26 protein-coding genes and 41 tRNA genes are annotated in these 24,314 nt (G+C 63.9%); 58 read left to right on the top strand and 9 right to left on the bottom strand.

Annotated elements, in window-relative coordinates; genetic code table 11:
- Positions 1–31 precede the first annotated feature (31 nt).
- Both AACG61_RS17725 and AACG61_RS17720 read left to right on the top strand, forming a co-directional pair.
- On the top strand, positions 32–1,048 hold the full coding sequence (locus AACG61_RS17725) for a hypothetical protein (RefSeq protein ID WP_411839683.1): 1,017 nt from the start codon (positions 32–34) through the stop codon (positions 1,046–1,048).
- Positions 1,048–1,500 (top strand): hypothetical protein, encoded by a 453-nt coding sequence (locus tag AACG61_RS17720; protein ID WP_411839682.1) that lies wholly within the window; start codon positions 1,048–1,050, stop codon positions 1,498–1,500. Before AACG61_RS17725 ends, AACG61_RS17720 begins: the two co-directional genes overlap by 1 nt.
- Positions 1,501–1,533: 33 nt before the next feature.
- Here AACG61_RS17720 and AACG61_RS17715 read toward each other — a convergent pair whose 3' ends face one another.
- From AACG61_RS17715 to AACG61_RS17695, 5 genes are all read right to left on the bottom strand, one after another.
- The gene (locus AACG61_RS17715) at positions 1,534–2,499 is read right to left on the bottom strand and encodes a hypothetical protein (protein WP_411839681.1); all 966 of its coding nucleotides are present in this window, start codon (positions 2,497–2,499) and stop codon (positions 1,534–1,536) included.
- The gene (locus tag AACG61_RS17710; protein ID WP_411839680.1) at positions 2,496–2,840 is read right to left on the bottom strand and encodes a hypothetical protein; all 345 of its coding nucleotides are present in this window, start codon (positions 2,838–2,840) and stop codon (positions 2,496–2,498) included. Before AACG61_RS17710 ends, AACG61_RS17715 begins: the two co-directional genes overlap by 4 nt.
- Positions 2,841–2,887: 47 nt before the next feature.
- Complete coding sequence (locus AACG61_RS17705; RefSeq protein WP_411839679.1) at positions 2,888–3,169, bottom strand: hypothetical protein; 282 nt, start codon at positions 3,167–3,169, stop codon at positions 2,888–2,890.
- The gene (locus tag AACG61_RS17700; RefSeq protein ID WP_411839678.1) at positions 3,169–3,834 is read right to left on the bottom strand and encodes a hypothetical protein; all 666 of its coding nucleotides are present in this window, start codon (positions 3,832–3,834) and stop codon (positions 3,169–3,171) included. Before AACG61_RS17700 ends, AACG61_RS17705 begins: the two co-directional genes overlap by 1 nt.
- 563 nt (positions 3,835–4,397) lie before the next feature.
- The gene (locus AACG61_RS17695; RefSeq protein ID WP_411839677.1) at positions 4,398–5,687 is read right to left on the bottom strand and encodes an RNA-guided endonuclease InsQ/TnpB family protein; all 1,290 of its coding nucleotides are present in this window, start codon (positions 5,685–5,687) and stop codon (positions 4,398–4,400) included.
- Here AACG61_RS17695 and tnpA point away from each other — a divergent pair.
- Positions 5,668–6,084 carry an IS200/IS605 family transposase gene (gene tnpA, locus AACG61_RS17690; protein ID WP_411839676.1) on the top strand — a complete coding sequence of 139 codons (417 nt, stop codon included), beginning with the start codon at positions 5,668–5,670 and terminating at the stop codon, positions 6,082–6,084. The two genes, AACG61_RS17695 and tnpA, sit on opposite strands and share 20 nt — an antisense overlap.
- A 69-nt stretch (positions 6,085–6,153) precedes the next feature.
- Here tnpA and AACG61_RS17685 read toward each other — a convergent pair whose 3' ends face one another.
- Positions 6,154–6,753 (bottom strand): hypothetical protein, encoded by a 600-nt coding sequence (locus AACG61_RS17685; RefSeq protein WP_411839675.1) that lies wholly within the window; start codon positions 6,751–6,753, stop codon positions 6,154–6,156.
- 933 nt (positions 6,754–7,686) lie between these two features.
- Between AACG61_RS17685 and AACG61_RS17680 the strand changes: the two genes are divergently transcribed.
- The 52 genes from AACG61_RS17680 (at position 7,687) to AACG61_RS17425 (ending at position 21,292) form a co-directional block, all read left to right on the top strand.
- Positions 7,687–7,762 (top strand) — tRNA-Ala (locus AACG61_RS17680).
- Positions 7,763–7,935: 173 nt separating this feature from the next.
- Positions 7,936–8,025, top strand: a tRNA-Ser gene (locus AACG61_RS17675).
- An 18-nt stretch (positions 8,026–8,043) separates the two neighbouring features.
- A tRNA-Ser gene (locus AACG61_RS17670) sits at positions 8,044–8,133 on the top strand.
- Between the two features lie 63 nt (positions 8,134–8,196).
- Positions 8,197–8,271 (top strand) — tRNA-Ile (locus AACG61_RS17665).
- 65 nt (positions 8,272–8,336) lie between these two features.
- A tRNA-Ser gene (locus tag AACG61_RS17660) sits at positions 8,337–8,428 on the top strand.
- A 226-nt stretch (positions 8,429–8,654) separates the two neighbouring features.
- A tRNA-Leu gene (locus AACG61_RS17655) sits at positions 8,655–8,739 on the top strand.
- A 61-nt stretch (positions 8,740–8,800) separates the two neighbouring features.
- A tRNA-Asn gene (locus AACG61_RS17650) sits at positions 8,801–8,876 on the top strand.
- A 375-nt stretch (positions 8,877–9,251) separates the two neighbouring features.
- Positions 9,252–9,328 (top strand) — tRNA-Pro (locus tag AACG61_RS17645).
- A 263-nt stretch (positions 9,329–9,591) separates the two neighbouring features.
- Positions 9,592–9,668: transfer RNA gene (locus AACG61_RS17640), tRNA-Arg, on the top strand.
- 113 nt (positions 9,669–9,781) lie between these two features.
- Positions 9,782–9,859 (top strand) — tRNA-Ile (locus AACG61_RS17635).
- Positions 9,860–9,960: 101 nt separating this feature from the next.
- Positions 9,961–10,308, top strand: a complete 348-nt coding sequence (locus tag AACG61_RS17630) for a hypothetical protein (RefSeq protein WP_411839674.1) — start codon at positions 9,961–9,963, stop codon at positions 10,306–10,308.
- 44 nt (positions 10,309–10,352) lie between these two features.
- Positions 10,353–10,427, top strand: a tRNA-Trp gene (locus AACG61_RS17625).
- A 34-nt stretch (positions 10,428–10,461) separates the two neighbouring features.
- Positions 10,462–10,535, top strand: a tRNA-Gly gene (locus AACG61_RS17620).
- A 286-nt stretch (positions 10,536–10,821) separates the two neighbouring features.
- Positions 10,822–10,897 (top strand) — tRNA-Thr (locus AACG61_RS17615).
- 5 nt (positions 10,898–10,902) lie between these two features.
- A tRNA-Leu gene (locus AACG61_RS17610) sits at positions 10,903–10,987 on the top strand.
- Positions 10,988–11,005: 18 nt separating this feature from the next.
- A complete protein-coding gene (locus AACG61_RS17605; protein ID WP_411839673.1) occupies positions 11,006–11,272 on the top strand; it encodes a hypothetical protein in 267 nt (88 codons plus the stop codon).
- Between the two features lie 42 nt (positions 11,273–11,314).
- Positions 11,315–11,389, top strand: a tRNA-Met gene (locus AACG61_RS17600).
- A 106-nt stretch (positions 11,390–11,495) separates the two neighbouring features.
- Positions 11,496–11,572, top strand: a tRNA-Arg gene (locus AACG61_RS17595).
- 429 nt (positions 11,573–12,001) lie between these two features.
- Positions 12,002–12,076 (top strand) — tRNA-Gly (locus tag AACG61_RS17590).
- A 298-nt stretch (positions 12,077–12,374) separates the two neighbouring features.
- Positions 12,375–12,451, top strand: a tRNA-Lys gene (locus AACG61_RS17585).
- 45 nt (positions 12,452–12,496) lie between these two features.
- Positions 12,497–12,574 (top strand) — tRNA-Met (locus AACG61_RS17580).
- A gap of 92 nt (positions 12,575–12,666) precedes the next feature.
- Positions 12,667–12,740: transfer RNA gene (locus AACG61_RS17575), tRNA-Gln, on the top strand.
- Positions 12,741–12,793: 53 nt separating this feature from the next.
- Positions 12,794–12,869 (top strand) — tRNA-Ile (locus AACG61_RS17570).
- Between the two features lie 38 nt (positions 12,870–12,907).
- A tRNA-Asp gene (locus AACG61_RS17565) sits at positions 12,908–12,983 on the top strand.
- Between the two features lie 38 nt (positions 12,984–13,021).
- Positions 13,022–13,096 (top strand) — tRNA-Ile (locus tag AACG61_RS17560).
- Between the two features lie 368 nt (positions 13,097–13,464).
- Positions 13,465–13,540 (top strand) — tRNA-Phe (locus AACG61_RS17555).
- Between the two features lie 61 nt (positions 13,541–13,601).
- Positions 13,602–13,678: transfer RNA gene (locus tag AACG61_RS17550), tRNA-Pro, on the top strand.
- Positions 13,679–14,026: 348 nt separating this feature from the next.
- A tRNA-Ala gene (locus AACG61_RS17545) sits at positions 14,027–14,102 on the top strand.
- A 214-nt stretch (positions 14,103–14,316) separates the two neighbouring features.
- Positions 14,317–14,393: transfer RNA gene (locus tag AACG61_RS17540), tRNA-Pro, on the top strand.
- A 234-nt stretch (positions 14,394–14,627) separates the two neighbouring features.
- Positions 14,628–14,714 (top strand) — tRNA-Tyr (locus AACG61_RS17535).
- Positions 14,715–14,839: 125 nt separating this feature from the next.
- Positions 14,840–16,198 (top strand): hypothetical protein, encoded by a 1,359-nt coding sequence (locus tag AACG61_RS17530; RefSeq protein ID WP_411839672.1) that lies wholly within the window; start codon positions 14,840–14,842, stop codon positions 16,196–16,198.
- Positions 16,199–16,284: 86 nt separating this feature from the next.
- Positions 16,285–16,360 (top strand) — tRNA-Thr (locus tag AACG61_RS17525).
- Between the two features lie 9 nt (positions 16,361–16,369).
- Positions 16,370–16,454 (top strand) — tRNA-Leu (locus tag AACG61_RS17520).
- A 14-nt stretch (positions 16,455–16,468) separates the two neighbouring features.
- Positions 16,469–16,544: transfer RNA gene (locus AACG61_RS17515), tRNA-Val, on the top strand.
- 122 nt (positions 16,545–16,666) lie between these two features.
- Positions 16,667–17,074: a hypothetical protein gene (locus tag AACG61_RS17510; protein WP_411839671.1), complete on the top strand. Its 408-nt coding sequence runs from the start codon at positions 16,667–16,669 to the stop codon at positions 17,072–17,074.
- Positions 17,075–17,132: 58 nt separating this feature from the next.
- Positions 17,133–17,207, top strand: a tRNA-Gln gene (locus tag AACG61_RS17505).
- Positions 17,208–17,220: 13 nt separating this feature from the next.
- Positions 17,221–17,306: transfer RNA gene (locus tag AACG61_RS17500), tRNA-Cys, on the top strand.
- 37 nt (positions 17,307–17,343) lie between these two features.
- Positions 17,344–17,781, top strand: a complete 438-nt coding sequence (locus AACG61_RS17495; RefSeq protein ID WP_411839670.1) for a GatB/YqeY domain-containing protein — start codon at positions 17,344–17,346, stop codon at positions 17,779–17,781.
- A gap of 18 nt (positions 17,782–17,799) precedes the next feature.
- A tRNA-Leu gene (locus tag AACG61_RS17490) sits at positions 17,800–17,884 on the top strand.
- Between the two features lie 74 nt (positions 17,885–17,958).
- Entirely contained in the window at positions 17,959–18,333 is a 375-nt protein-coding gene (locus tag AACG61_RS17485) for a hypothetical protein (protein ID WP_411839669.1), read from the top strand.
- A gap of 38 nt (positions 18,334–18,371) precedes the next feature.
- Positions 18,372–18,461 (top strand) — tRNA-Ser (locus AACG61_RS17480).
- Between the two features lie 169 nt (positions 18,462–18,630).
- Positions 18,631–18,705, top strand: a tRNA-Lys gene (locus AACG61_RS17475).
- 98 nt (positions 18,706–18,803) lie between these two features.
- Positions 18,804–18,878: transfer RNA gene (locus tag AACG61_RS17470), tRNA-Val, on the top strand.
- 37 nt (positions 18,879–18,915) lie between these two features.
- Positions 18,916–19,257, top strand: a complete 342-nt coding sequence (locus AACG61_RS17465) for a cyclic-phosphate processing receiver domain-containing protein (RefSeq protein ID WP_411839668.1) — start codon at positions 18,916–18,918, stop codon at positions 19,255–19,257.
- A gap of 73 nt (positions 19,258–19,330) precedes the next feature.
- Positions 19,331–19,465: a hypothetical protein gene (locus tag AACG61_RS17460; protein ID WP_411839666.1), complete on the top strand. Its 135-nt coding sequence runs from the start codon at positions 19,331–19,333 to the stop codon at positions 19,463–19,465.
- Between the two features lie 24 nt (positions 19,466–19,489).
- Positions 19,490–19,681 (top strand): hypothetical protein, encoded by a 192-nt coding sequence (locus AACG61_RS17455; protein ID WP_411839665.1) that lies wholly within the window; start codon positions 19,490–19,492, stop codon positions 19,679–19,681.
- 152 nt (positions 19,682–19,833) lie between these two features.
- Entirely contained in the window at positions 19,834–20,172 is a 339-nt protein-coding gene (locus tag AACG61_RS17450) for a hypothetical protein (RefSeq protein ID WP_411839664.1), read from the top strand.
- A gap of 29 nt (positions 20,173–20,201) precedes the next feature.
- Positions 20,202–20,278: transfer RNA gene (locus AACG61_RS17445), tRNA-Arg, on the top strand.
- A 35-nt stretch (positions 20,279–20,313) separates the two neighbouring features.
- A tRNA-His gene (locus AACG61_RS17440) sits at positions 20,314–20,388 on the top strand.
- Positions 20,389–20,458: 70 nt separating this feature from the next.
- Positions 20,459–20,533, top strand: a tRNA-Thr gene (locus AACG61_RS17435).
- Between the two features lie 2 nt (positions 20,534–20,535).
- Positions 20,536–20,613 (top strand) — tRNA-Arg (locus AACG61_RS17430).
- 154 nt (positions 20,614–20,767) lie between these two features.
- Positions 20,768–21,292, top strand: a complete 525-nt coding sequence (locus AACG61_RS17425; RefSeq protein ID WP_411839663.1) for a hypothetical protein — start codon at positions 20,768–20,770, stop codon at positions 21,290–21,292.
- 71 nt (positions 21,293–21,363) lie between these two features.
- Here the strand turns inward: AACG61_RS17425 and AACG61_RS17420 are convergent, their stop codons facing one another.
- Positions 21,364–21,525: a YdcH family protein gene (locus AACG61_RS17420; protein WP_411839662.1), complete on the bottom strand. Its 162-nt coding sequence runs from the start codon at positions 21,523–21,525 to the stop codon at positions 21,364–21,366.
- A 164-nt stretch (positions 21,526–21,689) separates the two neighbouring features.
- On the opposite strand from AACG61_RS17420, the gene AACG61_RS17415 reads away from it, so the two are divergent.
- From AACG61_RS17415 to AACG61_RS17405, 3 genes are all read left to right on the top strand, one after another.
- The gene (locus tag AACG61_RS17415) at positions 21,690–22,136 is read left to right on the top strand and encodes a peptidoglycan-binding domain-containing protein (protein ID WP_411839661.1); all 447 of its coding nucleotides are present in this window, start codon (positions 21,690–21,692) and stop codon (positions 22,134–22,136) included.
- 80 nt (positions 22,137–22,216) lie between these two features.
- Complete coding sequence (locus AACG61_RS17410; RefSeq protein ID WP_411839660.1) at positions 22,217–22,972, top strand: SIR2 family NAD-dependent protein deacylase; 756 nt, start codon at positions 22,217–22,219, stop codon at positions 22,970–22,972.
- Between the two features lie 9 nt (positions 22,973–22,981).
- The gene (locus AACG61_RS17405) at positions 22,982–23,308 is read left to right on the top strand and encodes a hypothetical protein (RefSeq protein ID WP_411839659.1); all 327 of its coding nucleotides are present in this window, start codon (positions 22,982–22,984) and stop codon (positions 23,306–23,308) included.
- A gap of 99 nt (positions 23,309–23,407) precedes the next feature.
- Here AACG61_RS17405 and AACG61_RS17400 read toward each other — a convergent pair whose 3' ends face one another.
- Complete coding sequence (locus AACG61_RS17400) at positions 23,408–23,800, bottom strand: hypothetical protein (protein ID WP_411839658.1); 393 nt, start codon at positions 23,798–23,800, stop codon at positions 23,408–23,410.
- Between the two features lie 63 nt (positions 23,801–23,863).
- Positions 23,864–24,115 carry a zinc ribbon domain-containing protein gene (locus AACG61_RS17395; protein ID WP_411839657.1) on the bottom strand — a complete coding sequence of 84 codons (252 nt, stop codon included), beginning with the start codon at positions 24,113–24,115 and terminating at the stop codon, positions 23,864–23,866.
- Between the last annotated feature and the right edge of the window lie 199 nt (positions 24,116–24,314).

Below are 24,314 nucleotides of genomic sequence, written 5' to 3'. Positions count from 1 at the left end.
GTCAAAATTATTCGCAAACCAGGCAAGACGCATGACCGATTTCGACAACGCCGCACATCTGCACATGCATCAGGTCGTAAAGGCCTTCAAGAGCGGCGACCGCGAACACCTCGGGGAGCTGGTGATGCGCATTCTCGCCACTGGCGACCTCGACGGCAACATGATCGGCATGGCCCAGGGGGAGATGAACGAGAAGCAGTTCGAGAGCTTCCGCAGCTATCTCCGAAGCTTTGTTTGCGAAAGCCGGATGACAACGGACGGAGGGCAGAGATTCGACTTTGGCGTCTTCGGCATTCCCTATCAATCCGCAGAGCCTCTCGGCCCCTTTCTGTCGAACGCGGTCCGCAACGCGCTTGTGGAGGCCATGCGGTCCTGTGCGCTTTTCGATGCCGGCAGCCAGGTCTTTCTCATGGAGCGGATCCTCAATCCGATCGAAGTCGGCATGATTTCCGAGAGCGCCATCTTCGAATACGGGCTGAACACCGCGATGATGGTGGCGTCGGACATGGTGAAGGATGCGGAACTTGCCGCTGTCGACCTGGTATCGGATATCGACCCCTTCCCGCCCATGCCGATGACGGTTGGCCTCATCCTGGGCGTGCGGGTGCAGAGGGCAGAGGCGGACGCTTCGAAGGCGCTGGACCGGGTCTTCTTCGGTGCGGATTACGAACTCGATGACGAGGATTTCCCCTGGAACGACCAATGGAAAAGGGCCGTCTCCGGACTGATGTCCTCCCATTCCATCCGTTTCACCCGGCCACGTCCCTGGACCTGGGCGCCCCGTCCGCAGGTCGATCTCGGCACGGAGCCCGAGGAGAAATTCGAGGCCGCGGATCCGGTGCTACGCCTCGTCGAGGCCGCCCTGCCCTTCGCCACGGCCGGACTCAATCAACTTGAGGTCCGGCCTGGCGAGGACGGGGGATGGGTTTGGGGCGGAAAAGAGCAGAACCAACGCATCCATACCTGGTTTGGGCCGAGCGAGTTCGGCAATCTCATGGCCGCGCTCGAGGATTTCGGCGTCCACATCCCCGTCGGGGAGGACGGGTGATGCGGATGTTCATCCCCGAGATTGGCACCCGCATCCGCCTCGTCGCCGATTGGACCTTTCCGCTTATCCGGGAGCGGCGCAACGATACCCTCTTCGGCCCACTGGCCGCGCTCATTCCGGACCATATCGGCCGCATGGAAGCGGAGTTGCAACAGCTCTACGAGGCCATGCGGGTCGATCCGCCAGGCATGAACTACCCGGATTGCCATGCACGCCGCGCACGGATGGCGCAGGAGGCTCGCACCCATGTCCGGCTCGACTTGGTTCTCCCCGCCGGGAGCGAACTCACGATCGACCGGCTCTATATCCGCAAAGGTGTCTCGGACCATTCATCGATCAGCTTCAACCTGATCCGAACCGCCCATCCCGACCTTCAGATCCGTGGTCGCAAGCGTTTCTGGGCGATGCTCGAAGACGTGAACCGGATCGAGTTCGACTTGATCGCGCAGTGAGAAAGGCCCCGGGGAAGCCCGGGGCCTTTTCTCTCATGGGTTGCCGTCGCGGAGCAGCACATTGCCATCCATGATGCCGCGGGCCAGGTCCAGGGCCTCCTCGAGAGAGCCCGCCATGATGATCTTGCCGGATTTCGCGATCGAGAACGCATCGATGCCGACACCGATCACATGAACGCCGGCCGCGAGCGCAGCACCGACCTCGACCCAGGCCCCCTTCAGGACCTCGCCGGGCTCCATGTAGACGATGCAGACCTCGGCCGAGACCACCTCGGAGAGGCAACGGTCCCAGAGATCCGGCCAGTCGAGCGTCGCGCCGACCTCGGATTCATCGATCCAGGTTGAAATGATGGGCCAGCCCTCATCACGCAGCGCCTGCCAGCGCGAACCATGGGCCACGGCCTTCGAGGCCATGTAGATCCCTTGGCGATCCGGGCTCTTTCGCGCCGAGGGGCGCCGCGCCCATACGCCGGGATACGCCTCCACCATCAGGTCGAGAAATCCGTGCCGGCGGAGATCCCGGTCGTGAAGTGTCCAACCCTGATCGATCAGGCGGGTGATGCCGGGAATGGAGATTTCCAGCGCATCGCGCAGCAACCTGCGCATTCCGACCATCTTGTCGGTATCCTGCGGAAAACCATGAACCAGGGCAGACAGGCGTCGCACCGCTTCGGAGGCGGGCTGCTCCGGAATCTGCCCGATCAGGATGCCAGCATCCTCGAGCGCGCTGATGGCGTCCAGTCCCGATCGATCGAGCTGCCAGATCCTCACGATCGCGAGGGTCAGACGCGCGTGGGCGGCCGGCTGCGCAATCACGTCCCCCGCCTTCTGCGCTTTGATCAGATCCAGGACAAGTCGCGAGCCCGCAAGCTTGGGATTCTCGTAGGCGTTGAGGCCTGCCGCGCAAGGATCTCCCATTTCGCAAGTGTCGATGGGGGCCTGAAACCGGTCGAGCCGCGACGTCGCGGTGCAGGCCTTCATGTCCAGCGGATCCATCATTCACATCCCCCACCGCCCGAATCCCCGCCGCCGCCGTAGTCACCCCCGCCGCAGGACGAGGCAGATCCATGGGCCGCGCCGGAATAGGAGGGATCACTGCCATAGGCGCCACGGTCGTGATGCGCACCCCCGAACCGGCGCCGACTGCGAACCGCGTCCGCATGACCGCGCGCCGCAGGGTTTGACGAGGTGTCGTGTCGGCCCGCACGTCCAGCGGTGTCATAGAATTCCGGAGGGCGGGTCTTGCCGGCCGCGCGGATCTTTCCGACGATCATGCGCCGCAATCTCAGCAGCACGTATGATGCCAGTAGCAACTGGCAGAGGATGATCAGCAAATCCATGATGGCATTGTCCCGTGTCGGTTGCAGTTATAGTTATTCGCTTATTCCTAATTCGCTGTGACTGAGTGCGAGGCTGGTCCGGAAGTGTTCGGAATGACCGGAGGGTGGTGATCCTCGGGTCGTCTGTGCTCAAGCCGCAGCACCTCCTCGCCGGGGCCGCTGACGCAGACCGCATGCTCGCTCCGGAGGGGGGTGGCATGATCGGAATGGCAATAGGTCTTGCCGGGCGGCGAACCGACCAGGGGGTGGTCTGCGGCGTCCTTGTGAACTGAGATGGGCTGAAGGCCGACGAAAGCGATGGTGATGGCGGGCAGGATGGACGTGAACATCAGATCCCGCCCTCCAGCAGTTCGGCGATGCTGGCGTCGATCACGTCCGGCTCGGCGAGGCCGATATCCTTCCCGTTGACGAATGCTCGCGGCATGGCGCCATCCGGCGCCGTCCCTGCCGCGCGGCTGAGCCGCAGGGACAGGTCCCGGTCCGTCATCACCCTCATGATCTGCGATCTCGGGACCCCGTGATGCTCGACGGCCTGAACGATCGCCGCCGCGAGCTCGTCAGCCCCCCCGCGGGAGCCGATATCGCTGACGCCCATGTAGAGAGAGCTCGCCATCTGCCTGTAGAGCTCAGGGCCGCCGCTACGCGCTGCAAGCGCGGCCCAGAGGGCCTGGCGACCATCGCAGATGTCACGGATCGTGAGCCGGACGTTCCCGGCCGGGACATGCCTGTCGAAGAGAAGCGCCGCAAGGGGATCGAACCTCCAGGCGGATTCGACATCGGAAAGATTCATCCAGAGAAGGATATCAACTTTCGCATCATGCTTTCCGAAGGTCATCTCCAGACCGCTCCAGGTTGACCCGGTGGTCGGAAGCGCGGAGGACGCCTCACCCCCTGCCAGCAGTCCCGAAGGAAAGATGCAGGCCCCGCCGATGACCGGAAAAAACCCGCGTCGACGCATATGGCGTTCCGCGACAGGCACGATACGGTAGCTCAAGGTTCAATCTCCGTGGCGTGCGCATGCAGAGCATACGCAATTACGTTTTCGCATTATCTGTGATTTCCGGGCGGCTTGCAAGGAGCGGCGGTCGCATGTGGAACGATGATCCGGCGCAGAGCGTCATGAAATCGGTTCGTTACGCGTCAAATCACTGATAAAACAGAGTTTTCCGAGGGTGTAACAATGTCACGGACGTAACGCTGAGGGATGAGTGTTTGTGTGCGCAAGCATGCGTATGACTCTATATATTCATAATTCTATCTTGTTACAAAATACATACAACAACACTTAGATGATAAGAATCAGCAGCTTGCGAGCGTAACATGAAGTGTCACGTTCCGTAACATCGTAACACCCATGAAAGCATTACACTTTCCTGGACGCAATGCGCAGGTCCCGGACGAATTCTGGCTCTGCCTGGCGATCAGAAGCATGAGCTCAGGCTGCTGTAGCAAGGATTCATCGTCGGAATACAGCGATGTAACGAGCGATGTCCTCGAAACGGACCGAAGGACATGAACCTCCCCCACCAATGCCGTGGCTTGGAGGGGGTTTCGGTCTCAGGCCGCTAGCGCGTCTGAGACCCCGACCGTCCCGGCCGGGTGACCGTTGCCAGGCGGGCCGAGGTCGGGCGCATCAATGCGCGCCGCCACCTCGGCCAGCCCCCAACGCAGCAGGGTGAGCGCGGCCGCCTCGTCGCGGCCAAGGCTGCACCCGCAGGCGTCGCAGTCATGACGGCGGACCGACAGCGCCTTCTTCCGGACCGCACCGCAGTCCGGACAGCGCTGCGACGGCTTCAGCCGTCTCGTGTCCGCCTCGAGAAACTCCGAACCAGCCTCTGCCGCTTTGTATCGGAGCATGTTCAGGAACGCGGCCGGGGCCGCGTCCAGGATCGATCTGTTCAGCCCGGCCTTCTGGGCCACGTTGCGGCCCGGCGCCTCGAGCGTGCCGCGCGCCGAGGCGGTCATGTTCCGCACGGTGAGCGTCTCGGTCGCGATCAGCCGGTGCCGGCCCGCGATGCGGGCGGTCAGCTGATGCAGGAAGTCCTTGCGCCGCGCGGCCACCTTGGCGTGCCGGCGGGCCAGAGCCCGGCGCCGCTTCCTCAGCGCGCCCCGGCTGACCTTGCGCGACCGGGCCAGCGCCGAGAGGCCGCGCTGCCGCTCGCGCAGCGCCTCCGTCTCCGCATCCAGGTGGCGCGGGTTCGCCACCGCCTCGAAGCGGGGTCCGGCCTCCGTCTCCTGCGCGATGGTCGCGAACTCCGCCACGCCCCAGTCGAGACCGATCGCCGGGCCGGTGGCCGGCGCGCGCACCGCGCAATCCGTCTCGACCACGACGCTCAGCTGCCAGCCGCGCACGTCCCGGACGACATCCGCCTTGAGGATCCGGCCCGGCGTGCGGGCCAGGCCGCGCATGCGCATCTCGCCCACCCCGAAGAGCCGCACCCGGCCATGGCGCCAGCCCTCGCGCATCTCGACCCTGAACCCGTTGCCGTGCTCCTTGTAGCCCCAGCCGCGGAAGCGGTCCGCGCTCCTGAAGCGCGGGAAGCCCGGGCGCTGGCCGGCGGCCAGGCGGCGGAAGAAGGCCTGGAAGGCCAGGTCCAGCCGCTTGAGCACCAGCTGCGCCTCATGGGTGTGGACGAGGCCGCGCCATCCGCCCACATCCGCGCGGATCGCCGGCAGGCTCTTCTCCTGATCGGACCGGCCGATGCGCACGCCCCGCGCCCAGGCGCCGATGCGCTCCTCGAGCGCGGCGTTCCACAGATCGCGGAGCATACGATGCTTCGCCTCCAGGAGCGCGGTCTGCGCCCTGAAGGGGTAGAGGCGGAAGCTGATGGTGCGGGTTGCGGGCATTATGCGAAATTCCCATACCGCAAACTGCGTGTTCAGCCTCAGCTACCACATGGTTCTGGTGACGACGCGCCGTCGGCCGGTTCTGACCGGGCCGATGCTGGAGGTGGCCGAGGCCCTGGCGCGGGCCCGCTGCGCGGCGCGCGGCGGCGCGCTGGTCGAGTTCGGGGCGGAGGCGGACCACATCCACCTGCTGCTGCGGCTGCCGCCCTCAGTGCCGGTGTCGGATCTGGCCAATGCGGTCAAGACGAACATCTCCCGCACCCTTCGGCGGGATTTCCCGACGCTGCGCCGGATGGGGCCGGCGCTCTGGTCGCCCAGCTACTTCGTCGCCAGCTGCGGCGGGGCCCGCCTGGAGACGGTAAAGGATTACGTCCGGGCGCAGGCGCGCCCGGACTGAAGACGTCGCTCGCCTCCGGCTCCCCCACCAATGCGGCAGCTTGGAAGGGGCTTGTCGCGACGAATTTGGTCAGGGGTTCGGTTCATCCACCGCCTCGACGTGGTCCCGATCAGGCTCCACGACACGTGCGCGCTCCTCGAGGACCCGCTCCCAGGCCGCGATCTCGTCGGCGGAGGCCGGATGATGCGAGGCAAAGCGGACCATCCTGCCACAAAGATCAGCTTTTCCCCATTTCGCATAGCGTGAATCCGCCATGAAGGCTCTACCCACATGCTCGACGGCGACCGGCTTGCGGCGGTAGGACAGGATCTGGCCGACCTCGCACGGAATATCGGCCAGGACCAAGGTCCGCTGGGTGGAGCGGCCCGCCTGCGCAGCGCCTACCCCTGTGGCCGTGGCGCGACCTGGCCTGGCGGCCCTGTCCATGCCGGGGATCGCGGCAATGCGGTCCATGGCCCTCTGCAATGTCTGATGGTTTGAGGCCCGGACATGCCATGCCCCGTCGCTGCGTTCCCAATGGGCGCCGGGCACGCCCTTGATGATGGCTGTGGCCTCTGGGCTGTAGACGGGAAGAAGCAGCGCGTAATATCGGGCCATCCTATGAGCAATCAGGTGTTCTCCCGCCCGCAGGATCTTGGGCTCCGCCTCGTGTGGCATGGCGTCAGTCATCTCAGGCTCCAGGTTTGCGTATCGTGTTCCCTCGCATCATATCTGCCCATAAAGAAATTTCATAGGAAATAGTATTTCGCAAACTTGGTCGGTCGTGCGGGTTGTGCGTCAGGGCCGCGGGGGTGACGATGTCCAGCAATTGCTGGGTGTCTCTACCACGATTGACCGATGCCGGGCTTCATCAACTAATTTTTTCGCACACCCACGCATTTTCCCTCTTTTCATTTCGAATGCGACGGGCTAACTTTGCTTCAGTCGAGAGGCACAGCGCCTCCAGACAGGAAACCAGGCCGCCTCGCCGCAGACAATGAAAGGGGGACGCAAGATGAAACGCCATGACGCTTATGCGCTGATGACATCCCGTGGCCTCTTTAGCGGTCTGCGCTGTGATGCGCGCTCACCCAGGAGTCTTGCCCCGGCGACCGGCAACGGATCGATGTCGTGGCCAATTCAATCCCAGGTGAATACCAAGGTTTCCGGACGCTAAGCCTCCCAGGCATAGCTGAGCCGGATGGGCCGAGAGGCCCCATACAAATCCGGCGAAAACGCTCCCGATACTCTCAGGTGCTGTCGTAGTCGGTCAGGTCCGAGGCCAAGGCCTCCGTCCTGCTGCTCTTTGACATCGCTGGTGGATGATCCCGCTTCAAGTAGAAGGCGAGCCTCGCGCTCCAATTCGATGATCTTGTTGCCAGATGCGGGATCTGTGAGTTTGAGGGACCGCTTACGCGGATCACCTTCAGACAAACTGTGTGAGGTCCCCGGGCCGGCGTTTCCAGCCGGCCCAGGGACACTTCATTCCTCGAAAGGCGGGCATGTTCGGCCCGTCTTTCCGGGCATGAAATCCGGCGAACTCCCCAGTGGTAACCGGACAGTGAAGACCGCCAGGGAAGGCGGTCCGGCGGGCTCATTCCTGCCTTCATGACCGAGCATCTCGGGGCCATAGCTCAGCTGGGAGAGCGCCTGCTTTGCAAGCAGGATGCCGTCGGTTCGATCCCGACTGGCTCCACCATGACACTCAGAGATCCGGTCGCCGCGGGCGGACGCAAGACTCCTCAAGGATGAGCGCAGCCGCGGCGACAGGATGCCGAGAACCGAAGGCGGATGCGGTGACGGCCCGGAGAGCACGGGAAGTCCTGGTCGGGGGGCGCGACTGCGCGTCCGGCGGCCGGGCACCGAGACGATGGACATGTGGGTGAGCGGTCGAAACCACCTCCCTGCTAAGGAGGCAGGCCTTCACGGGTCTCGCGGGTTCGAATCCCGCCGTGTCCGCCAATGCGACCACACCTGAATGGGCAGGTGGCAGAGTGGTCGAATGCACCGGCTTGGAAAGTCGGCGGACCTTCACGGGTCCCGCGGGTTCGAATCCCGCCCTGCCCGCCAGAATTTTCGACCCGTCTTGTCCGGCTTGATCTTTTGATCGCAGTGATGGCAGATCGGGGTAGTGCTCCTGTAGCTTAGCGGTAGAGCAAGGCGCTCATAACGCCCAGGTCGCAGGTTCGATCCCTGCCGGGAGCACCAACATCTTCCCCTACCGGAGCGGGCTTCAAGCCGGCTTGCGGTGGACGGAGAGCAGCAGTTAATCTGGGTGGCTGGCAGAGTCTGGCTTATTGCACCGGTCTTGAAAACCGACGGGCGTGAGAGCGTCCCCAGGGTTCGAATCCCTGGCCACCCGCCAACAACCAGATACCGGACGGGCGCGCTGCGCCACGCTCCGGCTTCGAATTCCGGTAGCTTAGTGGAACCGGCCTTGCGATCCCGACGGGGGTGGAGGCCGGTGGCGAGCGAGACGGTGCCCTGCTGCATGATCGGCCGTGAGTGCAGTAAGGACCGGGTAGCTTCTTAGAGCGCGATACGTGCGTATCGGGGCGCCCGTGTGGGCCCGGAATGTTTTCTGACGAATTGCCCAGATGGCGAAATTGGTAGACGCACCATCTTGAGGGGGTGGCGCCGTATGGCGTGCGGGTTCGAGTCCCGCTCTGGGCACCATTGATACGGATCTCCCCGCAGGGGTGGAGGTCCACACCGCCTTCAGGCGAGAGCCTGATGTTCCCCAGTAGCACAGCGGTAGTTGCGGCTGACTGTTAATCAGCGGGTCGGAGGTTCGAATCCTTCCTGGGGAGCCAGATAAAGAGACATGATCGCCGGGGCACCGGGTCGATCATGCAGGAGGAGTCCGATCCACCCTGCGGCGAATGGGCTGCAGGGTGCCGGAGGCGAACGGCAGTAGCCAGGCGGATGCAGAGGGGTGGAAGTCCCTGACCGGACGGGTTCGACCCCCCGACGGGCATACGGCAAAACCCGCCCCCTCCTACAGACCAGCCGTGAAATCGCGGCCGGCCAGGACTGACCATCCGGTCGAGACCAGGGGCAATGACCCACGCAAGTCGAGGGTTCGTGGTGGATCCGCGGGTTACCTCCTGGTCATCATCTTTCGGCCGCGTCGTCGCGGTCGAGGCGAAACCGTGGCGCCGCCAAAGCCTCGCGGTCCGCCAGGAATTCGGAGTGTAGCGCAGTCTGGTAGCGCGCCTGGTTTGGGACCAGGATGTCGGGGGTTCGAATCCCTCCACTCCGACCATCATCCGGTTCGCCGGATCGCCGGACCGGCCTGAGGGCGCGGTCTTCCGCATGGCCTCATGGCCATGTCATGGCCTTGGACCGGGAGCCCGACAATCCCGGACCACCATCACCGAGGCCGGCCGAGAAATCGCGGCCTCCCACATCGCCCTTGCTGCGATCGCCGGACCGGATCCGGCATCGACGACCCGGCCTCGCGGCCGGATCATTCTCGAGGTTTTCGCGGATTGTGCCATCGTGGACAAACAATCCGCACGAAACACCGCCCGCGTAGCTCAACTGGACAGAGCATCTTCCTCCTAAGAAGAGGGTTGCACGTTCGAGTCGTGCCGCGGGCACCATTTCATTCAGGCCGCCAACGGGCCATGAGCCTGCCCAAGGAGCGATGTCGCACATCATCAATGTGCCCGCCCCGACCGGCCTGAAGGAAGATCGCCCGGATCGACGGGCGCATGGCGCCGTAGCTCAGCCCGGTAGAGCATCGGACTCATAATCCGCCTGTCCCTGGTTCAAATCCAGGCGTGCGCCACCAATCTTTCACCTCCCGGCATCAGGAGGGCATGTGGGAATTCTCTCGGTGGTTTCTCGCATACTGGCTACCATCCGGGACAAGAGTGAATATGGAGACTCGTAATGCTGTTCAAATCGCTTGCCATCTCGGGGATGGTCGTGGTCGCCGGTAGCCTCCCAGCATTGCCCCAAGGCCTTGCGACGGTGCAGCCGGGTCAGGAAATCAAGATCGATGCATGGCAGACATGCCGGCTTGTGCGCAATACAGGCAACGCACCGTTCATGGTTCCCATCGCAAGTGCAGACGAGTGGTCGTCTGGCGGGCATGCCTTTCTGAACAACATCGCAGGTATGGATGCGAAAGTAAGCATCTGCCCTCCGCCACCCCCTCCTCCCAGTTCCGGCGGGTGCGACCGCTCCGAGGGCCGCGGCAACGGCTGCGGAGACGGCGGCAGCGGTGGTGATGACTGACGGAAAAGCAGGCGGGTCGTTTACGGCCTGCATGCGCCGATCGTGCGGGTGTAGCTCAGTGGTAGAGCAGCGGCTTCCAAATCCGCGTGCCGGGGGTTCGATTCCCTCCACCCGTGCCACGAAGAAAGACCGACGGCCTCAACCGTCCAGAATGCGGGTATAGCTCAATGGTAGAGCCGCTGCCTTCCAAGCAGAAGACGAGGGTTCGATTCCCTCTACCCGCTCCAGTTTCGCCGGCATGATGCCTTCCAGCGCTGCGCGCGCGGCCGGGAGATCGAAGCATCGCGCTTGCAAGCGTCCGGCTCGCCCCGGATGCCGGCTCCAGATTTCCTCCCCATTCTCACCTGGATGGGCGATGGGCACGGCCGGATCGTGATCGAGGCAACCGGCCATTCGAACGGCAATGCCGGGATCATGTCCGGCCCGCAGGTTCTTCTTTCTGACGGGGCCCCACCCTTGCCCTGCATGGTGAGGGGAAGGTGCAGTCTCGGGGGCTCCGTCAAAAGGAAGAATGCCGGCTTGGCTCAGTTGGTAGAGCAGCGGTTTTGTAAACCGACGGTCGGGGGTTCGAGCCCCTCAGCCGGCACCATACTTGCCCCCGTGGCGGAATTGGCAGACGCGCCGGTCTCAAAAATCGGTGCTGTAAGGCGTGCCGGTTCGATCCCGGCCGGGGGCACCACGACATGAAAGGATCCTGATGAATCTTGAAGACGACGAGGTATTCTACGAAGCCTGCGCCGAGGCGCTCGGTATCGCGCATGAATACCGAAAGCCGGTGCGACGGCGCACCCGCTGGAACAACCGCCGCCTTGGAAACGGCCGTTTCCCGGGGTTCGGCCTGGTCCGGCTGCACGGCGCCGCGGTGATCATCATCTCGCGCCGAGGAACGAAACCCTTCAGGGATCGCGCCACGGCCCTGGCCTGGCTTCGCGACATGTCCAGCCCTGCCGATCCGGAAACGTGACGGCACACCCCGTCTCAGAGCTGCCCCCGCGGGCGGTTCCGACGCGCGGTGGAGAAGCGGTATCTCGCCTGGTTCATACCCAGGAGAACGGCGGTTCGAATCCGTCCTGCGCAACCAACAGCTTCGGCTGCTCCGGTGCTATCATTGCAGCCACCCTTTCCGGGCGTCAGCCCGCAGACAGCTTCGGCTGCTCCGGCATGGGCCACGCGCCCGCGCCTTTCCTGTCCCCGTAGCTCAGCTGGATAGAGCGTCGCGCTACGAACGCGAAGGTCGGAGGTTCAAATCCTTCCGGGGACGCCAGAAAAAGATGTGAGTTTCACATCAGACCATTCGTGATCCCTGGGCGCGACGGCGCCCGAATCCGCCGGTTGCCCGGCCCGCAGCGTGCGCACAACGCGGGAACGGGAGTAAGGCGGGTGGGGTCGGTGTAGCTCAGCCTGGTAGAGCAGCCGTGACCAACGGCGTGTCGCGGGTTCAAATCCCGCCACAGCGAAGGCCCGACGGGGCCATTCAACCGCTTTCCGACGGGCGGCGCAGATGGCGCCGTCCCTCCGAGCGCGGGACGCAAAAGACCGCAAGACCCCATCGGCAGGGGAGATCATCACCTCGTGATACAGTCAGCCATGATCCGGCGAAGGCCTGCGCAACAGGCGGAAGGGCGGATCGCGAGGGGGCATGGGTTCCGACTCGGCCCTTCAATCCAGGCCGACGCGCTCGACGATAGTTTCTGCGGGTATAGCTCAGCGGTAGAGCGCCACCTTGCCAAGGTGGATGTCGTGAGTTCGATCCTCATTGCCCGCTCCAATCACAGCAGGCCGTTCCTGACGGGGGCGGCGCGACACGAGCCCGGGGCCGGTCAAGGCCGGCCGAGGGAAAGCATCGCGGTCCGATAGTTGCAAGGGCGACGCGGCGAGCGCAACTCCGCCGCTGACTCAGCCCCCGCCACGAGCGGCCAGACCAATCTCGGCGTGACGCGCGAAGACCGCGCGGACGCCGGACCACCGCCGCCATGCGCGGCATAGCAGAGGAGACCGATGATGCGCAGGGCACACCCCGGCGTCGAAGGCGCCAAGCGGGATGAGGACCCCCGAAAACCTCAGGCGAACCATTAGCTTAGCTGGCCTAAAGCGCCCGACTTTTAATCGGGGATCCTGGGTTCGAATCCCAGATGGTTCACCAATTCGCTACCGCGTTTGAAGCCGGCCCGATCGCGGGCCTTCTTCATGCGGGGTAGAGCAGTCGGTTAGCTCGCGTGGCTCATAACCACGAGGTCGTCGGTTCGAATCCGACCCGCCGCAACCATTCCCGTCCGCCGGTCATGCCGCGGTGGACCTTGATCGGGCGCGACCCCAGGGTCGAAGCGGCATCCAGGTTTCGGCCCTCATGGCCGGTATTGCCCATTCGTCTATTGGTAGGACGCCAGATTCTGACTCTGGAAAGCGAGGTTCGATCCCTCGGTGGGCAGCCATTTTCCGCATGCGTCAGGGTCTTCTTCCGGATCCTGACGCCGGCATTCACAGTGGAGGTTTAGCTCAGCTGGTAGAGCATGCGACCGATAATCGTAAGGCCGAAGGTTCGATCCCTTCCACCCCCACCAAGAAACACCTGCGCCAGGCACTCGCCTGTCGCCACCACGGACCGTTAGTCGAGGGGTCAAGACGCCTGCCTGTCACGCAGGAGATCATGGGTTCAAGTCCCATACGGTTCGCCATTTCCATCCGGCCTTCGGCACAAGCCGATCGGCCATCCCGTCTCGTAGCTCAGCGGTAGAGCGCTCGCCCGATAAGCGAGATGTCGGTGGTTCGATCCCACCCGAGACGACCAATTCCCTCTCAGAGGGACCTGAGTGCGGGACGGGACCGTGCCGCCAGCAGCTGCCGCCTTATCAGCGGTGGCGATGACCTGGCGGTGCGACCGTCGGCCCGGCCTGCGGGGTGATTTCCGCGGGCTCCCATGAGGGTCTCCGTGCGGCCAACAACCGCCCGGTAGGCGGGTCCGGCCCAAGGTGCGTCCTCGGCCGGACTCGCTGCACCAGTGAATTTCGCCGGAGGGATCCGGCGGCCTGCCGGGCGGGGAATGATGCTCACTCCGCACCGGGCATGGGGGACGGCGCCCCGAACGACCGTTCGTGCATTCGTCTGTATCTGCCGCCGGGACGAAACTCCGGCCCGGGATCATGGTCACCCGGACATGCGTCGGTAGCTCAGCCGGTAGAGCACTGGATTGAAAATCCAGGTGTCGGTGGTTCGATCCCACCCCGTCGCACCAGTTTCCCAGACCATGACCGGCAGAGCTCGAGACTCCCGCGATTGCGTCGACGCAGGGACGTCAGGGCGTAGCTCAGCCTGGTAGAGCGCCTGGTTCGGGATCAGGAGGCCGGTGGTTCGAACCCTCTCGCCCTGACCAGCTTGCAAGGAAATCTGCGCGATCCGCGGATCCGCGCAGGACCGTCCGTTGGCCCGTGGCGGAATAGCAAGTCCGACCGCAACCCGGTCGGGGTCGATGGCTTGGGCTCCAACCCCAGGCCGGCCAACGGGCCGCCAAATTCGGAAGAAGGCTCACGCCCTTCCTATGGGAATCCCAGCGCAGCTCCGGCAGAGCGCCGGCCCTGTAGGCCGGAGGACATCTGTAGGCCATGATGTGCAGCGCCGGGCGGGGTAGCTGCCGCCGGAGTGCATCCTGTCCGAGATCCGCGACCATGCCTCTGCCGGGGCACGCTCGAGGATTGCATCCAGATCGCGGGGACCATTCGCCGGGGCCATAGCTCAACCGGGAGAGCGCCTGCATGGCATGCAGGAGGTCAGGGGTTCGATCCCCCTTGGCTCCACCAGACCATAAGCTTCCTGAGCCGCGCGGGGACGGATGTCCGCCGGCCAGGAGATCAGCTGGCGCGTCCCGCGGGACGCAGCTGCGCGCCGTCGCGCGGCCAGCACCAAACAGAGATTTGCGGGAGCATCCCTGGGAGGGGTGTCGCAGGTTCGATTCCTGCCGGCACCGTCAGGGGTCGTGGGGGCGGCTGGTCGCCCTGTCTCGCAAATGGATTTCGGGGCGTAGCGCAGCCTGGTAGCGCGCATGTCTGGGGGACATGAGGTCGCAGGTTCGAACCCTGCCGTCCCGACCAAGTCGACATAGGCGCCGCTGCGCCCGCACCTCTCCCCGGGGTGTGCGGGGCATGCGCGAAATGGCCCGGATGGTCGCGCTCCGGTGTCCGGCTATGGCGGTGCGGCCCCCGGCACTCTGCGCGGGGCATCGGATCGTCGTCCGAGCCACCCCGCCGGGGGCGCCGAAGACCGGGGGGATCCGGGGATCTCCCCGCAGCCATCCTCCGGGGTGGCGGGAATGTGCTTTTCATCGTGGGCAGGTGGTCCGAGTGGTTCATGGCGGCGGACTGTAACTCCGTTGGGGAAACCCGTCGCAGGTTCGAATCCTGCCCTGCCCACCATCGAGAGCACATGGAATTGCGGAGCTTCACGCAGATTCCGCCCGTCGTCGATTTATGGCGGGGGGGGGTATCAGGATCTCCGTTTTTCACATATCTTGTGCCATTGGCACCATGGAGGATAAGACATGCGCTCACTGGCACTATTCATCCTGATGACGCTCGGATTGTCATCGGCATCCACAGCCCAGGAAGCCGTCACGGTCGGCGCCAATTCCCGCGTGAAGATCGACAGGCATAACGTCTGTCGGATGGTGGAGAACCTGGCGCAGACGCCATTCATGGTCGCGACCAGAGACAGTTCGGAATGGTCCATCGGATCGAGCTCCTTCCTGAACGTGGTTCCGCCGGACGTGAGATTGAGCGCCTGCAGGGACAACTTCTGCCCGATCGGAAGCGAAAACTTCAAGAAGCGCGCCGTTTTCGACATCACCCATCCGGTGTTCAGCATCCAGGACGATTTCGTCGTCGGGAACACTGGAAACAGGCCCTTCGTGACGGAAGGTGTCTATTCCATCTGGACACGCGATGGGGCGGGCTGGTCGAAGGAGAGGGAATACCCGGGCATCACCGGCTATCCAAGGTCGAGCATTTCCGGCCATGGCAACAGGATCCTCGTGAAAGATCTGGCCAGCACCGACCTCTCGTTCTTCGAGATAGGCAGAAGCGGATCCACGTTCTCCGGAGCGGCTCTGAAGACGGTCGGGAATGTTCCCGGAGGATCCGTCTACGCGTTATCGGAGATGAACGATGACGGGGATGCCGTTATCGCCATGCAGTTCGAGCTCGAGGGGGACGCCTTCGAGATCACCCGTAATGCAGATGGTTCATGGTCCAGAAAGAGCGTCCTCCCCGCTCCGGCCCTCTCACGCCGCACGTTGCTGAACGCGCAGCTGTTCAACGACGGATCCAACGCCTATCTTTCCGGGACATTCGGTCCTGATAGCGCCAGGCGGACCTGGGGATCTGTCTACCGCAAGTCGGGGAACAGCTGGAGCATCGTCCAGAACTTCCGTGACGACATTCCGATGGTCGCCTCCAGGAACGGGCTCTTCGCGTATGCCGTGACCGGAGATGGCTTTGTAAACACATCCACTCCCGGAACTCTCAAGGTCTGGTCGAGAGACAGCGTCGAGCAGAACTTCTCGGAACTGAACACGGTCACGGTCCCGAACAGTGCGGGTGCGGACTACACGAAGTGCTGCAGGGGTCTCCCGCAGCCAACCTATGACGGGGAAACCGTCTATGTGATGACCGGAAGCCAGTGGATCGGCGGCGGCGGCGTGCAGGCCTTCCGATACAACGGCACAAGGTTCGTCAATGCCGGCATGGCGATGGTCGATGAGGGGGAATCCAGACAGATGCAGGATGAGCCGAGCCGTCACCTCTTCGTCTCCGGAAGCGGAAAGTGGTTCGGCGTCAGCCAGCAAAGCACCGGGGGCGACCCTCACCGGAAATCGCTGTTCGGGATCGGTTGCGGCGGTTGATCATCACCCTTGCCTGCAGCCCCTACCCGGGTCCGCAGGCAGCGATGGTGGGGGACATGCCCAGCGAACTCCACATGCACCTCAGTGCCGGCATAGCTCAGTTGGTAGAGCATCGCTTTCGTAAAGCGGGGGTCGCGGGTTCAAGCCCTGCTGCCGGCACCAAGCAATACCGCCCAGCTGGCGAAACTGGTAGACGCACCATCTTCAGGAGGTGGCGCCGAAAGGCGTGCCGGTTCGACTCCGGCGCTGGGCACCAATTCAAACACCCGTGCGGGCTTAGCTCAGCTGGTAGAGCGCCACGTTTACACCGTGGATGTCGCAGGTTCGAGCCCTGCAGCCCGCACCAATCGACCGCCCGGCCCCCGGCTGAATCGCCACTGTGACCGGGCAAGAAATACGGCGCCCATGGCGTGCGCATTCGAACCCGCTATCCGCATCATTCATTTTCAACATCGAGAGGCGAAGGCCATGACAAAGACATTCGAAGACGTCATCGAAGCCCACCGCCTCGCGGTGGGAGCAAGGAAAGTCCATGTGACGCTGGGGCCTGAGGCGACCCCGGAGCGGTTGGAGGAATGCCTGGCCAAGGCCCGCCACCATGCTGCGGTGTTCGGCTCCTTCCGCCTCGAGGAACGCCAAGCGGCCTTCATCGCCCGCCTGCGCAAGACGCTCCGCAAGATCGACAGGCTTGCCAGAACGCAGGATTACGGCGGCATCCTGGTGCTCACCGACATGATCGTCGATGTCGATCAAGCCCAGGATCTGAGGCACATGGCTGCGGCAAGGGAAAAGCGCCATGAGCCATTGCCGGACGGGGCGAGCGAGATGCTCGACGAGATCGACGCTCAGGACAAGGACCGGGCCGCCGCGGGCTGAAGGCCTCACAGGCCGAGAGCCATGCTCGCGCGGGCTGCATGCCCGCACGCTGCATCACTGCCCGTTCGTCTATCCGGTAGGACGCCAGATCTTGGCTCTGGAAAGCCAGGTTCGACCCCTGGGCGGGCAGCCAATTCGAAGACGACGGTGGCGGGACGGGCCGGTAACGTGACGGATTGCAAATCCGATGCCTCCGCAAGGGGACCCGGTTCAATTCCGGGCGCCACCTCCATTTTCAACAGCGCCATTCGATTCAAGGAGAACGACCGATGAGCCTGCTCGACCGCATCCGTCAGGATGCCATCACCGCCCGCAAGGCGCGCGATCCCAAAGCCGGCGTCCTGGTCACCCTGATCGGAGAGGCCGATACCGCCATGAAGGCCATGAAGGCGCCCCGCCCCCTCGAGGATGCGGAGGTCCTGGCCATCGTGCGCAAGTTCGTAAAGAACGCCCGCGACACCCTCGGCGCGATCGCCGCCAATGGCGGAACGCCCGAGGCAGCGCAGCGTCTCGAGACCGAGATCGCCGCGCTCGAGGCCTATGTTCCGACGCAGATGAGCGCCGAGGAGCTCGCGGCATTCGCGCGGGCGGCCGCGGCGGGTGGTGACAACCTGGGCCAGATCATGGCCCGCCTGAAGGCGGAGAAGGCCGGTCAGTATGACGGCAGGCTCGCAGCCTCCATCGTGAAGGAAGCCTTGGCGGCCTGAGCGCTGCATCGATGAGATGCCCCGGTGGCGGAATTGGCAGACGCACCCGGTTTAGGTCCGGACGCCGCAAGGCGTGGGAGTTCGACTCTCCCTCGGGGCACCATCATCCTGACTTGGCAACTCGACACGGGGCAATCTCCCTGCCAGCATGCCGTCAGGTGAAGCGAAAGGACTGATATGGCAGGATCATACCGCGGCGGCAGCACCATCCTCCGGGTCGCCGGCGCGACGGCCGGCGTCGTCGATGAGCCGCGACGCGGCGAGCGGATCGCTGTCGCGTTTCCGGCCAAGGATGCTCGTGGCCGCGACTATGGCGAGCCGACGCAATGGGCATCCCGCGAGGTCTTTCGGAAGTTCGTGCAGACCGTCGATGCAACGCGCGCGCAAACCGGCCTCACTGAGCGCCAGGTGGCGATCCTCGACGGATTTCTGTGTCGGGCGCGCGAACTGCTCAGGACACGGACCCGGAAATGGGGAGAGCGTCACGGAGTTGCCGCAGCAAGGCATGTCGCTGAACTGAGATCCTTATGGGAGCAGACACGACCGGGCTGATCCTGCCCGTCGCAAGACTCCCGAGCGACCACATCCCTGGACGGGTGGCAGAGTGGTCGAATGCACCGGTTTCGAAAACCGGCGAGCCTTCACGGGCTCCGTGGGTTCAAATCCCACCCCGTCCGCCAATTTGACTGATTGCGCCCCGGCCCATGGCCGGTTGGCGCTCGGCATGCCTCGCGGCGCGCTGCGGGCCATGCTGCCCGGGACAGGGGACCGTCGGCGCCTCGCGCGACGTCGGCCCCGCGGGTGACCCGCCACCTTCCGGTGGCGGTTGACAGCCCGCCCCGGGAAAACGGACCGGTAGCTCAGCGGTAGAGCGGTCGACTCTTAATCGACTGGTCGAAGGTTCGATCCCTTCCCGGTTCACCAATTCCATCGGCAGTGATCGAACTCGGCCCCTTTTGCTCTCGCCTGCGGCGATGCGCACGTGGCCTGGTTCGATCCCTTCCCGGTTCACCAATTTCCTTGCGGCCTTGGCGCAGCGGTAGCGCTTCTCGTTGACATCGAGGAGGTCGCCGGTTCGATTCCGGCAGGCCGCACCAGACATGAATGCCCCATCAACCCTCGAGGACCCGACCCATGCCCTGGAAGCTCTTTCTGGACGACCTGCGCTTCCCGGCCGTGGAGGACGATCAGACCGTCATCTGCAGAACCTCGGTGGAGGCGCTCGTCGAGATCGAGCGGCGCGGCTGCCCGGTCGAGATGATGCTCGACCATGACCTGGGCGAAGGCGACGATGTCTCGAAGATCTTCTACAATGGCTTCGAGGACATGCTCCTGGACGGAAAGATCACCCTGCCGGAGGACTTCACCTTCTCGGTCCATTCGATGAACTCGGTCGGCGGCCCCTACCTGGCGGGCAAGCTGACCTCGCTGGTGGACGAGATGCTCCGGCGTGAGGAAGATGACCCTACTCCGTAAGAACATTTTTCGCATTCTCAATCGGCACAACTGTGGTAGAATGCAGAAAATTTCATCCGCCGGAGGATCATGCATGCCCCAGGTTCTGATTGTCGAAAACGCAAAAGGCGAAGAGGTCGCGCAAATTGCCACCACGCGCCCCGAATGGAGCATGGATCAGTATGGCCGCAACCGCGAGCCGTCCAATCTGACCTATCGGATTGGCTGATCTGAAAACGGAAAGGATCGGCTGATGCCGAGCACCGAAAACCAGATCCTGGCGGAGATCGGCGCGATCGCCGCCACCCGCCCCGGAGAAGACCCCGGGATGATGGCGGTGCGCCTGGCGCGCATCGAAGCCCTGGCAAGCCGTCCACTCCAGGGACCGGCCCACGAGGGCGAGGCCGAGCACATTGCCGATAACGATCCGGTCATTTCGCTGTAGGCGAATTATTTGTTCGGGATTTCGTCTGATCGCGTTAGCCTTCCCGTAGAACACTGAACGTAGGAGTGCGTGTCTTCTTTTTCCGCAAATATGCTCTTGGAAGCCCCGAACAGAACCGCCTGGATTCCATGGTTGATGCGCTAGATCGCGCAATGACCGATGCCGGGATCCGCGACACCTACGTCTTCGCGTCGATGTTTGGCGAGTATCCGGTCCTCGACAATGAGACCAACGCGCATTTCCGCGACGCGGATAATACTGCTGACAATCTCCGTTTTTACGGGGATTGCACGATCTACGCCGCGCCGGCATCCGCCTTCGAGGTGCGTGAGGGAGAGCCCTTCGGCTTCTCTGGCGACCTGAAGGACGGAATCGTGCCTGCCAGGTTCGTCCTGGACATCACGATCGAGATCGAGCCGGATGACTGGGCGCGCGAAGCCGTCGAAGCGATGAGGGCCGAGCCCTCGTCCGAGGCAACGCCAGCACCCTGAACACCAGCCCGCCCTGACGGGCGGCCCATGTCGCTGTAGCTCAGCCGGATAGAGCGCTACCCTCCGAAGGTAGAGGTCGTGCGTTCGAGTCGCACCAGCGACACCAGTTCCCCAGTCCGGCGTTCCAGGCGCCGCGATTTGGCCGCCTTAGCTCAATGGTTCGAGCACCGCGTTGTGGCCGCGGGGATTCAGGTTCGACTCCTGGGGGCGGTGCCATATCTCGACACGGCCTGGACCAGGCCCTTTTCCATCCGAACCGCGGCCCAGCCACGCGGCCACCCCTCATGCTGCAGTAGCTCAGTGGTAGAGCACCCTCTTGGTAAGGGGGAGGCCGAGAGTTCGATCCTCTCCTGCAGCACCATCGGATCCGTAGCTCAGCTGGATCAGAGCAGGGAGCTTCTACCTCCCGTGCCGCAGGTTCGAGTCCTGCCGGGTTCGCCAGTTTCGTCTCACACAAATCCACCAGCAGATGTCCGCCAGACCGGCCATAGTCTCTGGCGCAGGCATGCCTTTTCGGCTATCCTATGAATCCATTTTTCGCAAACTGCGGCCGCGGTCGCTCTTTGCGGCCGAACCTGGATTTTGGAGCTGTCGAATGACCATCTCTCCCTCTGCGCAGCGACCGGCCTGCGTGCGGTGCCAGACAATGCCTGCAGCGGACCTGACGAGGCAGGGTGATCTCTTCTACGGCGGCTACGACTCGGATTACGACCTGCAATGCTTTGCGGCCATTCGGGAGGCGGACTGCCCGCAGGGCGACATCTGCAACGGCTGCATGAAAGCCCTCCTTGATGGCGGCGCGGTGATCCGCGTGCGCACGCTCGGGAAGCTTGAGCCAAGGCTTCCGGCCGAAGCCCATGCCGCCCTCTTCAGAGGCGCGCGCGAGTTCATGGTCAGGCTCCTCGACAGGAGCAGATCGCCGGATGACCTGCTCCTTCGCGCCTACCCTGCCCGCGAACACGACCCGGTGAGTGCCGGCATGCTGGCCGCACTGTTGCAGCGCAACGGCATGGAGATGGATGGAGCAGACCTGCGCTATGGCAAGGCAATCCAGGCGGAGGACGACCTTCTGGCCGCCATGCTGAATCAGGTGGAGGAGGCAATCGACGGCGCCGGGTGATTTTCCCGCCCCCGCCCGCCTGTGCCAGGCCCGGCCTCCTCCGAGGCCGGGCCTTTCCCGCATCCCGGAAATCAGGATCCTATGGCGGCCAGCTCCTCCTTGATCGCGAGCTTCTGCTTCTTCAGCTCGCGGACCGCGATCTCGTCCGTGTAAGGCGCGGCCTCCGCCTTGACGATCAGGTCGTCGATTTCCGAATGGCGGCGCTGCAACGCCTCGACGCGGTTGGGATTCATCCTGTCCTCCAATCCTGGCTTACAGTATCGACCTGTGGTCCCGGTCGGGGCGTTTCAAGACGATCCGGCGGGGAGGCCCCACCCTTTACGCTTGTCGGTATGCGAAAAAACATATAGATTAGCAGTATCAGAACGGACGCCGAGGGAACTGATCGATGACGGGCATGACCAGGAAATTTACCGCCATCCTGATGGCCATCGCGATCGTGACGGGGTCCTTCGCCACGGATGCGCAGGCACTTGGTCGCAAGGATCGGCAGATCCTGACCGGGGTGGTGATCGGCGCCGGCGCGGCGACGCTCATCAGGAAAGGCCGGGAGGCGCGCCATGAGCGCGAGGCGCGCGAGCGCGACCAGATCGCGGCCGGAACGGTCGACGCGGCCATCGACAACGCGGGCACGAGCTTCGGTGCGATGGGCCGGTCCGACCGCCTGTCGCTGCAGCGCAACATGCGCGCCGCCGGCTACTATGGAGGCGGGATCGACGGGGCCTGGGGTCCCGGCATGCGCACGGCCTTCCTTCTCCTCTTCCGGGACAATCCCCGCGCGGCCCGCGTCTCGGCCGACCGGGCCGCGGTCCGGGGCTTCATGAGCGACCTGGCGCGGGTCTGAGGTGGGGCGCATCCGGGATGATGCTTCCGGCGCACCCCTCTCCCCTTCATCGATATCCACGACCATTCAACGAGGCACAAATGTCGACGCAGGAGCAACGCAGGCTCATCGTGATCTCCGGGGCCGGCTTGTCCGCGGACAGCGGGCTCGAGACCTTCCGGGCGAAGGATGGAACATGGGCGAACCATTCCATCGACCAGGTCTGCAACATCATGACCTGGAAGGCCAACTTCACCCTGGTTCATGGATTCTACAACAAGCGACGCGAGGCCCTGAAGGGGGTGGAACCGAACGCGATGCATCGCCTCCTCGCACGCTGGCAGACGGAACTCGGCGCGGTGCTCATCACGCAGAACATCGACGACCTGCTCGAACGGGCCGGCGCGGAGCGGGTTCTCCACCTCCACGGGTTCCTGCCGCAGATGCGCTGCGAGGCCTGCGGGCAGATCACCGACATCGGATACCGTGCGTGGGATCCGGAGCAGGATCGTTGCGGTTGCGGCTGCCGCAAGGGCATGAAGCCCAACGTGGTCTTCTTCGGTGAGCAGGCCCCTGCCTATGTCGACATGGCGCGTGCGCTGAGGGGTCTTTCCGCCAATGATGTATTCGTCGTCATCGGAACTGACGGGGCCGTGGTCCCGGTCGGCTCCATCGCGGCCACCCTGCCCTGCCGCAAGGTGCTCAACACCCTGGGGCCTGTGGATCCTGCAGACTGGCGCCCCGGAATGGTGGCATCGGCACTGTTCAACCGCACCCTCTACAAGCCGGCCGTGCAGGCGGTCGACGAGCTCGACGCGATCGTCCGCCGCTGGCTTTCCGAAGCCGCACCGAACTGAGGAACAACGATGAACGAAGAGAACTTCCAGATCGGGGACGTGCTGCGGCATGTCCGGCGCGGCAGCACCTACCGCATCCTGGACCGCTTCCGGGCCGGGTTCCATCTTGATGATGAAGCCACGCTGTGCTTGCGGCGCGGGTCCGACGGCACGGTCGAGCTTCTTCACGGAGATTTCCCGGGAAGCGGCCGCCGGATCATGGTTCAGATCGACCGCCTGACCGCCCAGAGCGCGGTGACCGGGGACTGGTTCCTCTACGAGAGTATGGACGAGCCGGACATGGCCTTCATCAGGCCGGTCGTGGAGTTCGGCGGAGACCGCTTCGTCGCGGCATGAGATCCGGCGATCACCAAAGAAGAACGGGCGCCCTCGGCGCCCGTTCGTTATTGCGGGCAGCCGCCTGCAGGGTCATGGTAACCGCCTTACGATGCGGCCTTATGCAAAGGCGGGGCGGCTCGCGTTGCGATAGATCGCGATCAGCTGATAGGTCAGACCACGGATGACCGAACGCGACAGCGGGGCCTCCACGGCCCCTTCCGAGGACCACCGGCGGTCCTCCTCACCGATCCTGGCGAAATAGCGACCGCCTTCGACCTCGAGCCTGAACGGCGTTCCGTCCAGGTCCCCATGAGCGCCGTCGGCGTCGATACGATTCAATTTCAGGCCCATTTCGAGCTCCTTCTTCTTGCCGGAATATCCGGACAGCTTCATCACCGCCCACGTGGCGGTCCTTTCGTCCCTGGTATTTGCCGGGAGACACGCGCGCTCCTCGGACACGGACGTGATGTCCGCAATGTCCGCACCGAAGGGACCCAGCTCGTGGGTCAATCGTGGAGCACGGCTGAGAGATAGCAATAGCAGATGCGGAATGCAAGTATATTTGCGAATATCCTAGCGCAGATCTTCGTCCCTGACCATCCAGACCGGCTTGAGCCACATGCGGGCCGCCATGGCGGAGCCGGACCAGAAGATGATGGGCATGAACCAGCCCTCGCGCCAGAGGCCCGATCCGACGATGAAGAGCGCCAACGCGATGAAAAGGGCACCCTTGTTGCGCCCGTATCGGGCGCCGCAGCTCTCACAGGCCGTCGCCTCCTTTGAGAGCTGCTCGCCGCAGTTGGGACAATCCTGTTGACCTGCCATTCGGAACTCCGATCCTGAAATGCGAAAATTACATGCGCGTCACAGATGTAGCAAGCGGCAACCGTTCTGGATGATGAATGCTGCGTTGATTTTTTCGACCTTCCGCGACAGCTCCCGTCACCGCTGATGATGGCGGCTCATCAGGGCTCCGCCCGCTCCGCATCGAAGTCCCGAACGCCGTATCGGAGATGCGTCTTCG

It is taken from the genome of Paracoccus sp. ME4 (genome assembly GCF_046736325.1).
Lineage (GTDB): Bacteria > Pseudomonadota > Alphaproteobacteria > Rhodobacterales > Rhodobacteraceae > Paracoccus.
The sequence above is the reverse complement of the archived record's forward strand: the minus strand, read 5'-3'. Positions and strand labels throughout refer to the sequence as shown.

Coding starts and splice junctions, on each gene's coding strand:
- AACG61_RS17695 (WP_411839677.1), bottom strand. CDS start 5,687: ATGCCCGCAACCCGCACCATCAGCTTCCGCCTCTACCCCTTCAGGGCG.
- AACG61_RS17510 (WP_411839671.1), top strand. CDS start 16,667: ATGACAAAGACATTCGAAGACGTCATCGAAGCCCACCGCCTCGCGGTG.
- AACG61_RS17715 (WP_411839681.1), bottom strand. CDS start 2,499: ATGATGGATCCGCTGGACATGAAGGCCTGCACCGCGACGTCGCGGCTC.
- AACG61_RS17465 (WP_411839668.1), top strand. CDS start 18,916: ATGCCCTGGAAGCTCTTTCTGGACGACCTGCGCTTCCCGGCCGTGGAG.
- AACG61_RS17705 (WP_411839679.1), bottom strand. CDS start 3,169: ATGTTCACGTCCATCCTGCCCGCCATCACCATCGCTTTCGTCGGCCTT.
- AACG61_RS17420 (WP_411839662.1), bottom strand. CDS start 21,525: ATGAATCCCAACCGCGTCGAGGCGTTGCAGCGCCGCCATTCGGAAATC.
- AACG61_RS17725 (WP_411839683.1), top strand. CDS start 32: ATGACCGATTTCGACAACGCCGCACATCTGCACATGCATCAGGTCGTA.
- AACG61_RS17710 (WP_411839680.1), bottom strand. CDS start 2,840: ATGGATTTGCTGATCATCCTCTGCCAGTTGCTACTGGCATCATACGTG.
- AACG61_RS17630 (WP_411839674.1), top strand. CDS start 9,961: ATGCTGTTCAAATCGCTTGCCATCTCGGGGATGGTCGTGGTCGCCGGT.
- AACG61_RS17495 (WP_411839670.1), top strand. CDS start 17,344: ATGAGCCTGCTCGACCGCATCCGTCAGGATGCCATCACCGCCCGCAAG.
- AACG61_RS17455 (WP_411839665.1), top strand. CDS start 19,490: ATGCCGAGCACCGAAAACCAGATCCTGGCGGAGATCGGCGCGATCGCC.
- tnpA (WP_411839676.1), top strand. CDS start 5,668: ATGGTGCGGGTTGCGGGCATTATGCGAAATTCCCATACCGCAAACTGC.
- AACG61_RS17685 (WP_411839675.1), bottom strand. CDS start 6,753: ATGACTGACGCCATGCCACACGAGGCGGAGCCCAAGATCCTGCGGGCG.
- AACG61_RS17425 (WP_411839663.1), top strand. CDS start 20,768: ATGACCATCTCTCCCTCTGCGCAGCGACCGGCCTGCGTGCGGTGCCAG.
- AACG61_RS17605 (WP_411839673.1), top strand. CDS start 11,006: ATGAATCTTGAAGACGACGAGGTATTCTACGAAGCCTGCGCCGAGGCG.
- AACG61_RS17485 (WP_411839669.1), top strand. CDS start 17,959: ATGGCAGGATCATACCGCGGCGGCAGCACCATCCTCCGGGTCGCCGGC.
- AACG61_RS17460 (WP_411839666.1), top strand. CDS start 19,331: ATGCCCCAGGTTCTGATTGTCGAAAACGCAAAAGGCGAAGAGGTCGCG.
- AACG61_RS17415 (WP_411839661.1), top strand. CDS start 21,690: ATGACCAGGAAATTTACCGCCATCCTGATGGCCATCGCGATCGTGACG.
- AACG61_RS17720 (WP_411839682.1), top strand. CDS start 1,048: ATGCGGATGTTCATCCCCGAGATTGGCACCCGCATCCGCCTCGTCGCC.
- AACG61_RS17405 (WP_411839659.1), top strand. CDS start 22,982: ATGAACGAAGAGAACTTCCAGATCGGGGACGTGCTGCGGCATGTCCGG.
- AACG61_RS17530 (WP_411839672.1), top strand. CDS start 14,840: ATGCGCTCACTGGCACTATTCATCCTGATGACGCTCGGATTGTCATCG.
- AACG61_RS17410 (WP_411839660.1), top strand. CDS start 22,217: ATGTCGACGCAGGAGCAACGCAGGCTCATCGTGATCTCCGGGGCCGGC.
- AACG61_RS17450 (WP_411839664.1), top strand. CDS start 19,834: ATGACCGATGCCGGGATCCGCGACACCTACGTCTTCGCGTCGATGTTT.
- AACG61_RS17395 (WP_411839657.1), bottom strand. CDS start 24,115: ATGGCAGGTCAACAGGATTGTCCCAACTGCGGCGAGCAGCTCTCAAAG.